This is a genomic window from Wenyingzhuangia heitensis, from assembly GCF_011762155.1.
In the GTDB taxonomy this organism is placed as follows: Bacteria; Bacteroidota; Bacteroidia; order Flavobacteriales; family Flavobacteriaceae; genus Wenyingzhuangia; species Wenyingzhuangia heitensis.
This window is the reverse complement of sequence record NZ_JAASQL010000005.1, coordinates 117986-133010: the sequence shown is the minus strand read 5'-3', so window position 1 is coordinate 133010 and position 15025 is coordinate 117986. Positions and strand designations below refer to the sequence as shown.

The 15025-nt window shown below is 32.3% G+C and carries 16 protein-coding genes; 11 read left to right on the top strand and 5 right to left on the bottom strand.

The genetic code is table 11. The features are described 5' to 3' along the window. The first annotated feature begins 67 nt into the window (after positions 1-67). On the top strand, positions 68-1108 hold the full coding sequence (locus FHR24_RS13835; protein ID WP_167190141.1) for an alpha/beta hydrolase: 1041 nt from the start codon (positions 68-70) through the stop codon (positions 1106-1108). A 202-nt stretch (positions 1109-1310) separates the two neighbouring features. Here the strand turns inward: FHR24_RS13835 and alaS are convergent, their stop codons facing one another. Beyond that, complete coding sequence (alaS, locus tag FHR24_RS13830; RefSeq protein WP_167190138.1) at positions 1311-3920, bottom strand: alanine--tRNA ligase; 2610 nt, start codon at positions 3918-3920, stop codon at positions 1311-1313. 125 nt (positions 3921-4045) lie between these two features. Between alaS and FHR24_RS13825 the strand changes: the two genes are divergently transcribed. The 9 genes from FHR24_RS13825 (at position 4046) to FHR24_RS13785 (ending at position 10820) form a co-directional block, all read left to right on the top strand. Further along, on the top strand, positions 4046-5017 hold the full coding sequence (locus FHR24_RS13825) for a M23 family metallopeptidase (RefSeq protein WP_167190135.1): 972 nt from the start codon (positions 4046-4048) through the stop codon (positions 5015-5017). Continuing rightward, positions 5017-5346 carry a MerR family transcriptional regulator gene (locus FHR24_RS13820; RefSeq protein ID WP_167190132.1) on the top strand — a complete coding sequence of 110 codons (330 nt, stop codon included), beginning with the start codon at positions 5017-5019 and terminating at the stop codon, positions 5344-5346. The genes FHR24_RS13825 and FHR24_RS13820 overlap by 1 nt, the downstream gene beginning before the upstream one ends. A 72-nt stretch (positions 5347-5418) precedes the next feature. Further along, the gene (locus FHR24_RS13815) at positions 5419-5997 is read left to right on the top strand and encodes a LemA family protein (protein ID WP_167190129.1); all 579 of its coding nucleotides are present in this window, start codon (positions 5419-5421) and stop codon (positions 5995-5997) included. Then, positions 5997-6434 (top strand): TPM domain-containing protein, encoded by a 438-nt coding sequence (locus tag FHR24_RS13810; protein ID WP_394352396.1) that lies wholly within the window; start codon positions 5997-5999, stop codon positions 6432-6434. Before FHR24_RS13815 ends, FHR24_RS13810 begins: the two co-directional genes overlap by 1 nt. A gap of 4 nt (positions 6435-6438) precedes the next feature. Further along, positions 6439-7140: a Bax inhibitor-1/YccA family protein gene (locus FHR24_RS13805; protein ID WP_167190121.1), complete on the top strand. Its 702-nt coding sequence runs from the start codon at positions 6439-6441 to the stop codon at positions 7138-7140. Positions 7141-7146: 6 nt separating this feature from the next. Beyond that, positions 7147-7947: a TPM domain-containing protein gene (locus FHR24_RS13800; RefSeq protein ID WP_167190118.1), complete on the top strand. Its 801-nt coding sequence runs from the start codon at positions 7147-7149 to the stop codon at positions 7945-7947. Positions 7948-8109: 162 nt separating this feature from the next. Continuing rightward, positions 8110-9774, top strand: a complete 1665-nt coding sequence (locus FHR24_RS13795) for a sensor histidine kinase (protein WP_167190115.1) — start codon at positions 8110-8112, stop codon at positions 9772-9774. Then, positions 9767-10396 carry a response regulator gene (locus FHR24_RS13790; RefSeq protein ID WP_167190112.1) on the top strand — a complete coding sequence of 210 codons (630 nt, stop codon included), beginning with the start codon at positions 9767-9769 and terminating at the stop codon, positions 10394-10396. The genes FHR24_RS13795 and FHR24_RS13790 overlap by 8 nt, the downstream gene beginning before the upstream one ends. 130 nt (positions 10397-10526) lie before the next feature. Then, on the top strand, positions 10527-10820 hold the full coding sequence (locus FHR24_RS13785) for a hypothetical protein (RefSeq protein ID WP_167190109.1): 294 nt from the start codon (positions 10527-10529) through the stop codon (positions 10818-10820). Positions 10821-10881: 61 nt separating this feature from the next. Here FHR24_RS13785 and FHR24_RS13780 read toward each other — a convergent pair whose 3' ends face one another. Further along, the gene (locus FHR24_RS13780; RefSeq protein ID WP_167190106.1) at positions 10882-11172 is read right to left on the bottom strand and encodes a rhodanese-like domain-containing protein; all 291 of its coding nucleotides are present in this window, start codon (positions 11170-11172) and stop codon (positions 10882-10884) included. A 139-nt stretch (positions 11173-11311) separates the two neighbouring features. Between FHR24_RS13780 and era the strand changes: the two genes are divergently transcribed. Beyond that, on the top strand, positions 11312-12193 hold the full coding sequence (era, locus tag FHR24_RS13775; RefSeq protein WP_167190104.1) for a GTPase Era: 882 nt from the start codon (positions 11312-11314) through the stop codon (positions 12191-12193). Between the two features lie 36 nt (positions 12194-12229). Here the strand turns inward: era and FHR24_RS13770 are convergent, their stop codons facing one another. The 3 genes from FHR24_RS13770 to FHR24_RS13760 are packed head-to-tail and all read right to left on the bottom strand — an operon-like array spanning position 12230 to position 15013. After that, entirely contained in the window at positions 12230-12745 is a 516-nt protein-coding gene (locus tag FHR24_RS13770; RefSeq protein ID WP_167190101.1) for a DinB family protein, read from the bottom strand. A 4-nt stretch (positions 12746-12749) separates the two neighbouring features. Next, positions 12750-14435, bottom strand: a complete 1686-nt coding sequence (locus FHR24_RS13765) for a gliding motility protein RemB (protein ID WP_167190098.1) — start codon at positions 14433-14435, stop codon at positions 12750-12752. 2 nt (positions 14436-14437) lie between these two features. After that, a complete protein-coding gene (locus FHR24_RS13760) occupies positions 14438-15013 on the bottom strand; it encodes an acyltransferase (RefSeq protein WP_167190095.1) in 576 nt (191 codons plus the stop codon). Positions 15014-15025: the final 12 nt, after the last annotated feature.

The following is a 15025-nucleotide window of genomic DNA, read 5'->3' as shown; positions in this document are numbered from 1 at the left end:
AAACAGAACAATAACTTATAACTAAAAGTAATAATAGCTCTTAACGGTAAAAATAAAATCAATATTTATGAAAAAAAAACATATATTAATTGTAACACTAATGATAGGTATAGCAGAAGTTTCCGCTCAATTTGGGGACGTAAAAAACATTAAAAACTTAACAGCTTTAGAAAAATCTAAAGGAGGTAAAAGTGTTGTCTTTAATTCCGAAAGTGATAAGATTGCAGCAAATTTATATCTTCCCTCAAACTATAATAAAGAAAATAATTATAGTGCAATCGTAGTGGTAGCACCACAAGGAGGTTTAAAAGAACAAACCGCAGGATTTTACGCTAAAAAACTATCAAAAAAAGGATTTATATCTATTGCTTTTGACCACAGAAGTTATGGACAAAGCGGAGGAGCACCCCGTCATTACGAAAGCCCACAATGGAAAGCTGAAGACATAAAAAATGCCGTTAGTTATATGGGTACAATAGCTGGTGTAAATAAAGAAAATATTGCGGTGTTAGCAATTTGCTCAGGTGCAGGTTATGGTTTGATGGCTTCAGTAAACGATGCTAGAGTTAAAGCATTTGCTACTGTTAGTGGTGTTTTTAATTTTAGAGAAAGAGAAACAGGTTTAAACGATGTAGATAACCCAAAACAAGAAAACTTAGATACTTTTAGAGACAAAATGAAGCAATCAGCCATTGCTAGACAAAAATATTTTGAAACTGGAGTTATGGAATATTCATTATTGGTTCCTGATTTGACTGAAAACACAGGTTCGTTTTGGAGTCAAGGATATGATTATTATCGTACAGAAAGAGGATTTGTAAATGGATGGGAAAACAAACGTTCTAAACACTCTTTTGAAGCAAGATTATCTACAAACGCAACAACACAATATGCTAAACAACTTTCAGACCTTGGAATTCCTTTCTTAGCAATAGCTGGTGACAAAGCCTTTACATACCCCTTTAGCCAAAGAGTAATTGCAACTGCAATAGGAGATAAAGAATTATATACAATTCCTAACGCAACTCACTTTGATTTATATGATAATGAACTTTATGTAGATAAAGCTGTACAAAAGTTAACTTTATTTTTTAAAGAAAAAATATAAGTTTATCATAACAGGTTCCCTCTTATTATTTTACATATTTTAACTTAAAACTAAATCCCAACAATAAAACCTTAGATTTTTATCTAATAAGTTTTACTGTTGGGATTTTTATTTTATTCCTATTCTTAAAAAATACCATTCACTTTTATATTAATAAGAGTGATATGGATTATAGATTAGAAATTATATTGATAAGGTTATTCTATAAATATTCTTTTACTTTTTCAATAGCCTCAGACAATCCTTCTGGGTTTTTACCTCCTGCGGTAGCAAAGAACTTTTGTCCTCCTCCACCTCCTTGAATCAATCGACCCAATTCACGAACTATTTTTCCAGCATCGTATCCTTTTTCTTCTACCAAGTTTTTAGCAATGTAAGATGTTAACGTTGCTTTTCCTTCATTTTCTGCCCCAGCAAAAAAGAATAAGTTATCAATCTCTCCGCCCAATTCATGTGCAATATCTTTAATAGCCCCAGCATTCATATCAATTCTTGTTGATAAGAAATTAATTCCATCAATATTTTGAATACTTGCTTTTAAACTTCCTTTTACGTTTTTAGCTTTTTCTTTTAATAAAGTTTCAATCTCTTTCTTTAAAGCAGAGTTCTCATCTTGTAAGCTAACAATTGCTTTTACAGGATCTTTTGCATTTTTTAAAGAACTTTTAACAGCAACCAATTCTTTGTCTTGCTTTAAAAAGAAATCCATAGCTACCTTTCCTGTAATTGCTTCAATTCTACGCACACCTGCTGCTACAGCACCTTCTCCAGATATTTTAAAATACCAGATAGCATCTGTATTATCTACGTGTGTACCTCCACACAATTCTTTAGAGTTTCCAAACTGAATCATACGAACAGTATCTCCATATTTTTCTCCAAACAAAGCCATAGCACCTTTTTCTATTGCTTGTTGCATTGGTATATTTCTAAACTCTTGTAATTCTAATTTTTCACGAATACGAGCATTTACAAACTCTTCAATTTCATCAATTTGTTCTGGAGTTACTTTAGAAAAATGAGAAAAATCAAAACGTAAATATTTTGCATTTACCAAAGATCCTTTTTGTTCTACATGGGTTCCTAAAACAGCTCTTAACGCTTGGTGTAACAAGTGTGTTGCAGAGTGATTGTTGTTAGACAAAGCTCTGTTTTTAGCATCTACCACCGCTTTAAAACTATCGGTTACATGTTTAGGTAAATCCTTTGCAATGTGCATAATTAGATTGTTCTCTTTCTTAGTATCAATAATATGTAAAACATCACCGTTACTAGCTTCTAAAAAACCTCTATCTCCTACTTGTCCTCCTCCTTCTGGATAAAATGGAGTTAAGTTAAACACCAGCTGATACAATTCCCCATCTTTTTTAGAAGTTACCTTGCGGTACCTTGTAATCTTAACTTGTGTTTCTAAATAATCATATCCTACAAACTCTTCTTCGTCATCCTCTTTTAAAATAACCCAGTCATCCATATCCATCTCAGCTGCTGCCCTAGATCTATTTTTTTGCTTTTGTAAGGCAGCATCAAATTCAGACTCGTTTAAAGAATATCCTTTTTCGCTTAAAATTAAAGCCGTTAAATCTATAGGAAATCCAAAGGTATCATACAATTCAAAAGCTTTTTCTCCAGAAACTTCTTTTCCTTTGGTTGCTTCAATTACATTGTCTAACAATCCTAATCCTTGACCTAATGTTCTTAAAAAAGAAGCTTCCTCTTCTTTTATAACATTCTTTACCAATCTTTTTTGAGCCGTAATTTCAGGGAAATAAGCTCCCATTTGATGACTTAACACCTCTACCAACTGGTATATAAATGCTTCTTTTTGATTTAAGAATGTAAATCCGTAGCGAATTGCTCTTCTTAAAATTCTACGAATTACGTATCCTGCTCCTGTACTTGATGGCAATTGACCATCAGCAATAGCGAAAGCTACAGCTCTTACGTGATCTGAAATTACACGCAATGCAATATCTATTTCTTCAGACTTTCCATAAACCACACCTGTTTTAGATTCTAATTCGTGAATTAATGGTGTAAATACATCTGTATCATAATTAGATTGAACTCCTTGTAATACCATACACAAACGTTCAAATCCCATTCCTGTATCAATATGTTGATTTGGCAGGTTTTCTAAAGAACCATCAGCTTTTCTGTTGAATTGCATAAATACCAAGTTCCAAATTTCTACCACTTGTGGGTGATCCATGTTGACCAAGTCAGCTCCTGGTGTTTTTGCTTTTTCTTCAGCAGAACGAATATCTACGTGAATTTCAGAACAAGGTCCACAAGGTCCTTGTGCTCCCATTTCCCAAAAGTTATCTTTTTTATTTCCTAATAAAATTCTGTCTTCTGCAATGTAATCTTTCCACATGTCATAAGCTTCGGTATCTTTTGCCAAACCTTCAGACTCATCACCTTCAAAAATAGTAACATATAAAATGTCTTTGTCTATTTTATAAACTTCTGTTAGTAATTCCCAAGCCCATGCAATTGCTTCTTGTTTAAAATAATCTCCAAAAGACCAGTTTCCTAACATTTCAAACAAAGTGTGGTGATAAGTATCAATTCCCACTTCTTCTAAATCATTATGCTTTCCAGAAACTCTTAAACATTTTTGAGAATCTGTAACTCTAGTATTTACAATTTTACGTTGCCCCAAAAAGTATTCTTTAAAAGGCACCATTCCTGCATTTACAAACATTAAGGTAGGATCGTCTTTTAAAACCATTGAGGCAGACGGTACTATTTTATGTTGTTTTGATTCAAAAAACTCTAAAAACTTCTTTCTAATATCCTGAGACTTCATATTGTAAATTGGGTTAAGCAATCTATAGTAACCACCTTAATAAAACATTTTGTAATTTTGTGCGTTGGTAACATTAATTAAATTGCTTTTATTTAATCGATCACAAAAATAGTTAAATTAGTTTCATGGCGAAAGCAAAATTTTATTACGATTCTGATACTTTATCATATCAGCCTATTGGAAAGAATAAAAAGAAGATTTTTAGAAATACAATTCTTTATATTTTGGCCGTTATTTTGATTGGACTACTAGGTTTTGCGGCCTTTAGTACCATTTTAAAATCTCCTTCCGAACGTTCTACTTTAAGAGAATTAAATAATTTAAAATTTAATTATGAGCTCTTAGAAAAACGAATGACAGAGTCTACAGCCATTTTAGAAGAGATTCAACAACGTGATAACAACGTATATCGCGTAATTTTTGAAGCAAAACCTATTTCTGAAGAAGAAAGAAGTGCTGGTTTTGGAGGAGTAAACCGATATAAAAATTTAGAAGGATTTAAAAATAGTGACTTAATAACAGAAGCGACTCAAAAAATGGACATTTTGGCCAAACGTTTAGTTGTACAATCTAAATCTTTAGATGAAATTGTAAAACTGGCAAAAAATAAAGCCGAAATGTTGGCTTCAATTCCTGCAATACAACCTGTTGCCAATAAAGATCTAAAAAGAATGGCATCTGGTTACGGAATGAGAATTCACCCAATATACAAAACAAGAAGAATGCACTGGGGAATGGATTTTTCTGCTCCGCAAGGTTCTAATATTTATGCTACAGGAGATGGAGTTATAAAATCTGCCAAAAAATCTAGAAAAGGATTTGGAAACCATATTGTAATAGATCATGGTTTTGGATATGAAACCACCTATGCACACATGAACAAGTTTTTTGTAAGAAGAGGACAAAAAGTAAAACGTGGTGATTTAATTGGATTGGTAGGTTCTACAGGATCATCAACAGCTCCTCACTTACACTACGAAGTAAAAAAAGGAAATCAGAAAATGAATCCTGTTTATTTTTATCATAATGATTTAACGCCAGAGGAGTATGAAACGATGTTGATTTTATCTTCTCAAGAAAATCAATCACTTGACTAATGCATATAGAACTCCCTAAAAAACGATATTATAAAATTGGTGAAGTAGCCAAAGCTTTTGGAGTTCCAATTTCTATGATTCGCTATTGGGAACAAGAGTTTGATATGATCAAACCAAAAAAAAATAGCAAAGGCGATAGAATGTTTACTGAGGTAGATATTGACAAATTAAAAATAGTCTATCATTTAGCCAAAGAACAAGGTTATTCTTTAGAAGGGGTTCGTAAAAAACTACGAGAACAACCAAAAAAAACAGTAACCAGAATTACCACTATCAATCGCTTAGAAGCGATTAAAACAGAACTCTTAAAAATTAAAAACCAGTTGTAAAAAGACATTCTGTCATACAACTACATTGGTATAGTTTATGTACTTTAGTACGTGTAATTATTAAATTATATCATGAAAAAAATTGTAAAGTATTTTGCTGTAATTTTTGCAGCTATCACATTAAGTTCTTGTGGATACAACGGTATGGTTACTGCACAAGAAGCTGCAACAGGTCAATGGGCTAACGTAGAAAGTTCTTACCAACGTAGAGCCGATTTAATTCCGAACTTAGTAGCAACCGTAAAAGGATACGCTAGTCACGAACAAGAAACCTTAACAGGAGTTATTGAAGCCAGAGCCAAAGCTACCTCTGTAAATATTGATGCGAGTAAATTAGATGCCAACAGCATTGCTAAATTTCAACAAGCACAACAAGGATTAACAGGAGCTTTAAACAAATTAATGGTGGTTGCAGAAAGATATCCAGACTTAAAAGCAAGCCAACAATTTACGGGGTTACAATCTCAGTTAGAAGGAACCGAAAACAGAATAAATGTAGAGCGTAACCGTTTTAACAATTTGGTAAAGGATTACAATACAATGATTAGACAGTTTCCTAATAACTTAATAGCACGTAGTTTTTCTTTTGAAAAGCTAGATTACTTTAAGGCAGAGCCTGAAAGTAGCAAAGCTCCCAAAGTAAAGTTTTAATTATGAGTACAACCAACTTTTTTAGCAAAGAACAAGAAACTCAAATTGTAAACGCAATTAAAGAAGCAGAAAAAAACACCTCTGGTGAAATTAGAGTGCATATAGAAGCTACTTTTAAAGGTGAGGCTATGGACAGAGCAATTGCTGTGTTTAACGATTTAAAAATGCACGAAACCGAAGCAAGAAACGGTGTTTTGTTTTATGTAGCTACGCAAGCCAAACAGTTTGTGATTTTAGGAGACGACGGAATTAACGACGTGGTTCCAGATAATTTTTGGGAAACCACAAAAAACAAAGTAATCAATCAATTTAAGCAAGGGCAATTTGCACAAGGTTTGGTAGAGGGTATACAAGAAGCAGGTCAGCAATTAAAAACCTACTTTAAATACCAAAGTGACGATACTAACGAATTGTCTGACGAAATATCTAAAGGATAATATTATGAACCCATTTTCAATAGAATCTAGTACGGCTAAAGAAGCTGTATTTATGAACAAAGTATACGCTTGGATGAGCGGTGCTTTATTAATCACGGCATTTGTTGCATGGTGGGCAGCTACAACTCCTGCTTTTTTACAAATTTTGTACCCACCACAAGGAGGTATCAACAAAATTGTTTTTTATGGTTTAATTGGTGCAGAGCTTGGTTTGGTTATATGGTTATCTGCTAGAATTCAGCAAATGACTGCCGAAAAAGCGAGTTTATTATTTGTGTTGTATTCGGTATTAAATGGATTGACCATGTCTACCATTTTCTTACTATATACATCGGCATCTATCTCTTCTACCTTTTTTATTACAGCAGGTACTTTTGGAGCCATGAGTTTTTATGGATATACCACTAAAAAAGACTTAACAAGCTGGGGAAACCTTTTGTTTATGGCTTTAATAGGATTGATTATTGCTACGGTTGTAAATATGTTTTTACAATCTGCCATGATGTACTATATTTTAAACTACGTGGGAGTTATTGTATTTGTAGGTTTAACGGCTTATGATACGCAAAAAATAAAAAGAATGGCAGGTCAGTTAAATTCTGAAGAAGATGCAAAAAAAGGTGCCATTATGGGAGCCTTAACCTTGTATTTAGATTTTATAAACCTATTTTTATACTTATTACGTTTATTTGGAGACAGAAAATAAAAAATTATGCACAAACACATTACAAAGCTAGTCCTGGGACTGGCTTTTTTTTCAATACTATTTGCAAACGCTCAAGATCCTTTGCCTAAAAAAGAGACAATCTATAAAGGAGTTTATGATTATGCAAATATACTTACACAACAAGAGGAAAACGCACTTACTTATAAATTAATTAAGTATGCAGATACAACCTCTACCGAAATAGCTATTGTTATCATTGATAGTTTAAATGGGAATGATATTGGTATGCTTGCCACAGAAAAAGCTCATGAATGGGGAGTTGGTCAAAAAGGTAAAGACAACGGTGTTTTTATTTTAGTTTCTAAAAATGATAGAAAAGTACACATTGCCACAGGTTATGGTGTAGAGCATTTATTAACCGATTATTTGAGCAAACAAATTATTACCGATTTAATAACTCCAGCTTTTAAACAACAACAATTTTATATAGGTTTAAATTCTGCTTCTGATAGAATTATTAAAATATTAGCAGGAGAATACAAAGCTGATCCAAAAAAGAAAAGCACTAAAGGAAAAGGAAATATTTTAGTTTTGGTAATTATTGTAGCTGCCGTTATCTTTTTTATGAGCCGAGGAAACAATTCTGGAAAAGGAAATGGAGGTTCTAACAACAGAGGAGGAAAATTAGATTCTTCTGATATTTTTACCGCTATTTTATTAGGTAGCTTAGGGAGTAGCAGAGGATACCGAGGTGGTTCTTCAGGTGGCTTTGGCGGAGGTTTTTCTGGCGGAGGTAGCTTTGGAGGCGGAGGCTTTGGTGGTGGTGGTGCCAGCGGAGGTTGGTAACTCTAACACTTTAAAAAATCACACAAAAGCTCTTTATTATTTTTTAATAAAGAGCTTTTTTTCTGCCTATTTCTAAAAAAATTAAAACCTCATATCTTTTACTACACACTAATTTGTGTACATTCGTAACACTATTTTTCACACCTCCCAATACACAAAAAAATGAGCATTAAAACTTGGATCATTATCATCATCAACTCCTTACTTTTTGTAGTTGTGATTGCACTTTCCACTTCATTTTACAATCAGTTTGAAAAAACATTAAACGAAAAAATACTCTCTCAACTAAGTTCTATAGAGCGATTAAAAAGAGTACAAATAGAAAAGTATTTAGATACCGAATGGAATCGCTTTCAATACAATTCAAAAGACTCAATTCGTGACTTTAATCTATCCAGGTTGCAAAACCTTCCTTTTAAAATTAAGACAACAGGTATTTATGACTTTACTCCTATTTCTAAAAATGGAAATTTATTAATTGGGTTGATCAAAGTAGAAAACAATAAAATAGTAAGTTTAAAAACGTTGTCTAATAAATATGTTCAACAAATATTATTAGAAAGAACCGGAATGGGACAAAGTGGGGAAACCTATTTGGTTGGGCAAGATTATAAGTTACGCTCTGCTTCTAGGTTTTTAACCAACCAAGCCCCTTATAGCATTACAGCAAAAACCAAAAGTGTTCAAAACGCATTTCAATCAGTTTTTAAAACAGGTATTTATAAAGATTATAGAAATGTTTGGGTTTACAGCACCTATAATACCATAAAAATTTCTAACCTACATTGGGCTATTTTATCAGAAATGGATGTAGAAGAGGTTATGCAACCTTTGCAAACCATGCAGCTTAAATTGTTAATTATTGCCTGCTCTATTTTGGTAATTGCACTTTTATTAGGAAACTATTTTACACAGTTTTTATCTAGACCGCTAAAAACTATGGAAACTCAATTGTTAGCCATGGCAAATGGTAACTACAATATAAACATGGGTAAAAAAACACATTTTAAAGAAATTAACGATATTTTAAAAGCCTTAAATTCTTTAAAAGAATCTTTAACCAAAGCTATTAGTTTTTCTCATGAAGTTGGTGAAATGAAACTAGACAGCAACTATCAACCAAAATCTAAAGCAGATGTATTAGGTAATTCATTGGTTAAAATGAAAGATAAATTGATAGAATATCAAACAAAAGTAGCACAAGCAAATACCAATAAAAAAAGAATTTTAATAGAAGGGCAAGAGACCGAAAGAAAAAGATTGGCTCAAGAATTGCATGATGGCATTGGTCCATTATTAACTAGTTTGCGCTTTTTTGTAGAAAACATGAATATTGATCTAGATGAAAAAGACAAAATGAAAGCTCTAATAGATCATACCATTGCCGAAATTAGAAGAATGACTTATGCATTAATGCCTCCGTCTTTAATAGATTTTGGTGTGGGAGAAACCTTAAAAACATTTGTAAAACTAATTAGCAACACCACACAAATAGATATTGATTTTAACAATTCTATTAAAACTAAAAACTCTAAAATTAATACCAATATTGCCATTTCTGTTTTTAGAATTAGTCAAGAGTTAATTAACAATAGCGTAAAACATGCAAATGCCAGTAAAATAAGAATCTCTATTACAGAGTTTGACAATTATCTATCTATTTATTATTTTGATGATGGTATTGGCTATGATACCGAAAAAGTAAAATTAGGTTCTGGAATTTTAAACATTAAAGAACGTGTAGAAATTTTAGATGGATTGATTTCTTTTGAATCTGAACCCGAAAACTCCAATGTAGAAATTGAAATCCCTTTAACACATGAATAAAATCAATCTTATTGTGGCAGATGATCATCAATTATTTAGAGATGGATTAACTGCTTTGCTAAATAAACATCCTTTTTTAAACGTATTAGCTACGGTAGAAGATGGCCTAGAGCTAATGAATACTCTAAAGAAAGAAACCTTACCCGATATTTTATTGCTAGATCTATCTATGCCAAACATGAATGGTTTTGAGGTTTTAAAAAATATTAGAAAAAAATACAAAACGGTTAAAGCAATAGCTATTTCTATGCATGATGATGGTAACTATATTGCTCGTTGTGCTGAGTATGGAGCCTTTGGTTATTTGCTAAAAAACACAGACGAGACTGAAGTTATAGATGCTATTAAACAAGTATACAACGGTGGTAAATACTACAATCAAGATTTGTCTAGAAAGATGATAGACAGTATGGCCGAAGTAAAAAGTGTGAGAAAATTAACCAAAAAAGAAGCAGAAATTTTAGAGTTTCTATCTAAAGGATTTACGACCAAAGAAATTGCTTCTAAACTATATGTAAGTACTAGAACAGTAGAAACACACCGATCTAATATGTTAAAAAAATTAGAAGTTAAAAATACTGTAGAGTTAATTAACAAAGCAACTACACTAAGTTTAATTTAAAAAACACCCGTAAAAACACGTAGAAAAAAACACGTATAACCACCATTAAAAAATACCGTTTTTCTCATATTTCAAAACCTTTATTTTGATTGTAATTTTACATCAGACAATTATAAAAGGGACGTGTATTATGAAGAATTTAATTTGGATTTTAGTAATTATGGTAGGGAGCAGTATGGTAGCTCAAACAAAAAACAATTTACAAGGACCTGAAGCTAAGAACTACAAACCTTGGCAGCATAAAACAGAAAGTACTACAGTAGTTAGTACATCTAACAAACAGAAGTTAACAGGACCTGCTTATAAAAACTACAAACCTTGGCAAGATAACAACCCACAAAAAAGTTATGCCATTGTTACAGACAACAGGAGAAACAAGCTTAAAGGACCTGCTTATAAAAACTACAAACCTTGGCAAAAATAACAAGCATAAAAAAAGCTTTCTGATTAAAATCAGAAAGCTTTTTTTATATTTTAAAGGTTTACTAACCTAGGTATTGATCTACGTTTTCCCAAGGACCACCATTCATTACATCTATTCCGTGTTGCTTTAAAAAATCTGTAGCTTGTTGGCTTCTTGCTCCACTTCTACACACTGCAATTACGGGCTTTCCATATGCTTTTACATCTGCTACTTTACCAGGTAATGTTTGTAAAACAATATGTTCAGAACCTGCTACATGTCCTTCTGCAAACTCTTCATTAGTTCTAACATCTAAAACTACGGCTCCATTTTTTAAATACTCTTGAATTTTTTCGTTATCAAATTGACTCATAATTTATTTTTTGTTTCAAGCACAAATTTACAAATTGTTTTTACTTCAACATAGCTTATTGACATACAAATAATACTTTAACGAATACCTCTTTATTCTTAATGTTGGTTTGCGTAACTTTGCAGTTCAATTAACACATATGACACACAAAGCAGGGTTTGTAAATATTATTGGAAATCCCAATGTTGGGAAATCTACTTTAATGAATGCCTTTGTTGGAGAGAAATTATCGATCATCACCTCTAAAGCGCAAACTACAAGACATCGTATTTTAGGAATTGTAAATGGAGACGATTATCAGATTATGTTTTCTGATACTCCAGGTATTATTAAACCTGCCTACGAAATGCAAACTTCTATGATGGATTTTGTGAAATCTGCTTTTGAAGATGCCGATGTTTTGATATATATGGTAGAAATAGGTGAAAAAGAATTAAAAGACGAAGCTTTTTTTAATAAAATTCAAAACTCAAAGGTGCCAGTTATGTTGTTAATCAACAAAATTGATACATCTAACCAAGAAGAAATTGAAGAAAAATTAGCCTACTGGGAAGAAAAAGTTCCCAAAGCAAATGTGTATTTAATTTCTGCACTAGAAAAATTTAATATAGAACCTGTTTTTGATAAAATTAAAGAGTTGTTACCTGCTTCTCCTGCGTTTTATCCAAAAGATCAATTAACAGATAAGCCAGAACGTTTCTTTGTAAACGAAGCTATTCGTGAAAAAATATTATTAAACTATAAGAAAGAAATTCCTTACGCTGTAGAAATTGAAACAGAAGAGTTTTTTGAAGAAGATACTATTATTCGTATTCGTGCTATTATTATGGTAGAACGCGAAACACAAAAAGGAATTATTATTGGTCATAAAGGAGCTGCACTTAAAAAAGTGGGAATGGAAGCTAGAAAAGACTTAGAAATATTTTTTGATAAAAAAGTGTTCTTAGAACTGTATGTTAAAGTCAACAAAAACTGGAGATCTAACGACAGACAATTGAAACGTTTTGGATATAAAGACTAACAAAAAAGCCACTCTAAATTAGAGTGGCTTTTTTGTTTAATTTATAAAATACTTTTCTTTTAATACACTTATATGATGTTTTACATGCCCAACACATATAAACCCAAATATTAAGGGAGTTACGTGAATTCCGGAACATTCACCTGTTTTTACAAACATCTCTTTTGTAAAGTGTTTAAATTGATGAATAGTTGCAGACCTAACTAGTTTAAACTCTTCCAACAAATCTTCTACCGTTCTGTTACTTACATTGGTGTTTTGTGCATATTTATCTTCTTCAAATCCAATTAAGTCTTGCTGCTCTCCTCTGGCCAAAACCAAAGCTCGGTAAGACATAATTCTTTCGGTATCAATCAAGTGTTGTAAAATATCTTTGGGAGTCCACTTAACAGCTTGGTATTGATAATTTTTATTTCTGATAAAATCATCTTTTAACTCCTCTAAGTTATTTTGGGTCGTTTTTAATACTTCCAACACATCAACTCCATCAATTATTAAATTGATGTATCTATCATAAAAAAAAGGCATTTCTGTTATTTGACTCTTATCCATAGGCTTAAAAATCTCTATAATTGTTAAATAAATCTGCTTTTACTCCCACCATAAACCATTTAGTATCTTCTGTGTTAAACGTAAAACCTGTAGATTCTGGTGCTATTCCTACTCTGGTAATAGAGCTGTCTGACGAAAAATTTCTAAGCAATGCTCCTGCAAATACTTTAAAGTTGTTAGATGGATTTATTAGATAACTAACCTCAACATCTACGTTTAAAATATCGGCTAAATTCCCTTGTAACGTTTCTTGGTTGTAATCACTTGCTCTAGTTCCTGTATTTACAAAAATGTTTCCTCCATAAGAAGTGGCATCTCCATCAATATCAAATCCTTTTTGTCCTAATACTATTTTTGTATTTACTCCCCATCTGTTTTTATTATAGCGAGCAATAAAAATTGCCTCCCAAAAATTAGACCCCCATAAATGTGCTAAAGACTGTCCAAAATGAGCGTAATTATGTTGCTTTTCGTGTGAGTAGGTAAATGGTTTTACTCTGTTGTATTCAGCCTGTAACAGCAATCCTTTTACATTAAAAGCATCAAAAAACTTAGCTCCCAATTGCAATGCGTATTTATTTCCCCAATATCCTCCTGATTTAAAAAACTCATCCGCAGAAAATTCATCTAACAAAAACTGAGTATATACATAATTGTTTTTTCCTACTTTTAGTTTTGCATCTACACCAACAACTCCACTACCTGCATCTTCACCATTGGCAAACTCTATGTTTTTATAAAATATAATTGGATTTAAATATTCTACTTGCATAGAACCTGACGTTCCTGAATTGTCTGATATGATTCCTTCAAAAAAGCCAAGGTTAAATTTAGGAGTTACATTCCAACTTAAATGATGAAACACACCATACTTTCTTTTATGTCCTGCATTGTTTGTAGGATCTGTATCTATAGAATAATTAAAATCTCTTAACCAAGTCCAAATATTAGTATACTGTACTTTACCAACCGTTGTGGTTAATTTTGCATACGTTCTTGGAGCTGCAACGTCAGACAATAACATAGAACGGTATCCGTCTCCTATAAAATTTTGTCCGTGACCAAACTGAACGTTCATAAATTTATTAGGTGTATAAGAAACATATCCTGTAGAAATTCCATAATCAAAACCGGTTTCTCCAAACCCTTTTGCTTTTCCCCTACCAGGTATAATTCCAGCACCATCCTCTGGCTGTTGAATTTTTATATACTCATATATATATTGAGGAAATTTAGCTTGAGTTTCATAAGCAGTTGCAGAAAAAGATAGCTTTTTTCCTAACTGACCTTCTACTTTTAAAATTCTAGTATTCTCTATAGTTGTTCCTATATTTCCATTTTCTTTTCCAACACTAGCATCTAATAAAACATCTAAATTTAACCAATAATCCTTACCTTTGGCTTCCATTAAATGTTCGTTCCATAACTTTCTTCCTCCCCACGTTTTTTTATCTTTTAATAATGACGATTTATAAGTATCCAATCCAGCATCTTTGCTTACCACGTTATAGATATAAGGTTTTATAGCTGTATGGCTATTCTCAGCTTCGTAAATTCCTTTTTCAAAAACACTGTAAGTACTGTGATTAAATGGAATTCTTAACTGACTAGAATGTTCTGGAAAAATTTCTTTTTCTTGTGCCTGTACCAGCCCTGCTGTTAAGACAATAATAGATAGTAGTTTTTTCATAGTTAGATTCTTGATACTTTTTCGTTTACTAGTTTATATTTTTGATTGGATTCTAAGCAAATAGCAATACCTGCTTTATTAAAATTTAATCGATGTCCGTATTCACTTACCCATCCAATTTGCTTAGATGGATTCCCCACCACCAAAGCATAAGGCAAAACCTCTTTTGTTACCACAGCACCTGCACCTATTAGGGCATATTCCCCAATAGGATTCCCACAAACAATAGTTGCATTGGCTCCAATACTGGCTCCTTTTTTTACCAACGTTTCTTTATATTCATTTTTACGAACCACAGCACTACGTGGATTTATTACATTGGTAAAAACCATAGAAGGTCCTAAAAACACATCATCTTCACAAATTACTCCCGTATAAATAGATACATTGTTTTGCACCTTAACATTGGTTCCTAAAACTACCTGTGGAGACACCACAACATTCTGACCTATATTACAATTTGCTCCTATTACACAATTGGGCATAATATGACTAAAATGCCAAACTTTAGTTCCTTTTCCAATTTTGCAACCTTCGTCTATTACAGCGGTTTCATGGGCAAAATATTCTTTATTCATAAGGTGTTTAGG

Coding starts and splice junctions, on each gene's coding strand:
- FHR24_RS13780 (WP_167190106.1), bottom strand. CDS start 11,172: ATGAGTCAATTTGATAACGAAAAAATTCAAGAGTATTTAAAAAATGGA.
- FHR24_RS13805 (WP_167190121.1), top strand. CDS start 6,439: ATGAACCCATTTTCAATAGAATCTAGTACGGCTAAAGAAGCTGTATTT.
- FHR24_RS13825 (WP_167190135.1), top strand. CDS start 4,046: ATGGCGAAAGCAAAATTTTATTACGATTCTGATACTTTATCATATCAG.
- FHR24_RS13790 (WP_167190112.1), top strand. CDS start 9,767: ATGAATAAAATCAATCTTATTGTGGCAGATGATCATCAATTATTTAGA.
- FHR24_RS13785 (WP_167190109.1), top strand. CDS start 10,527: ATGAAGAATTTAATTTGGATTTTAGTAATTATGGTAGGGAGCAGTATG.
- FHR24_RS13795 (WP_167190115.1), top strand. CDS start 8,110: ATGAGCATTAAAACTTGGATCATTATCATCATCAACTCCTTACTTTTT.
- era (WP_167190104.1), top strand. CDS start 11,312: ATGACACACAAAGCAGGGTTTGTAAATATTATTGGAAATCCCAATGTT.
- FHR24_RS13760 (WP_167190095.1), bottom strand. CDS start 15,013: ATGAATAAAGAATATTTTGCCCATGAAACCGCTGTAATAGACGAAGGT.
- FHR24_RS13815 (WP_167190129.1), top strand. CDS start 5,419: ATGAAAAAAATTGTAAAGTATTTTGCTGTAATTTTTGCAGCTATCACA.
- FHR24_RS13800 (WP_167190118.1), top strand. CDS start 7,147: ATGCACAAACACATTACAAAGCTAGTCCTGGGACTGGCTTTTTTTTCA.
- FHR24_RS13765 (WP_167190098.1), bottom strand. CDS start 14,435: ATGAAAAAACTACTATCTATTATTGTCTTAACAGCAGGGCTGGTACAG.
- alaS (WP_167190138.1), bottom strand. CDS start 3,920: ATGAAGTCTCAGGATATTAGAAAGAAGTTTTTAGAGTTTTTTGAATCA.
- FHR24_RS13820 (WP_167190132.1), top strand. CDS start 5,017: ATGCATATAGAACTCCCTAAAAAACGATATTATAAAATTGGTGAAGTA.
- FHR24_RS13835 (WP_167190141.1), top strand. CDS start 68: ATGAAAAAAAAACATATATTAATTGTAACACTAATGATAGGTATAGCA.
- FHR24_RS13770 (WP_167190101.1), bottom strand. CDS start 12,745: ATGGATAAGAGTCAAATAACAGAAATGCCTTTTTTTTATGATAGATAC.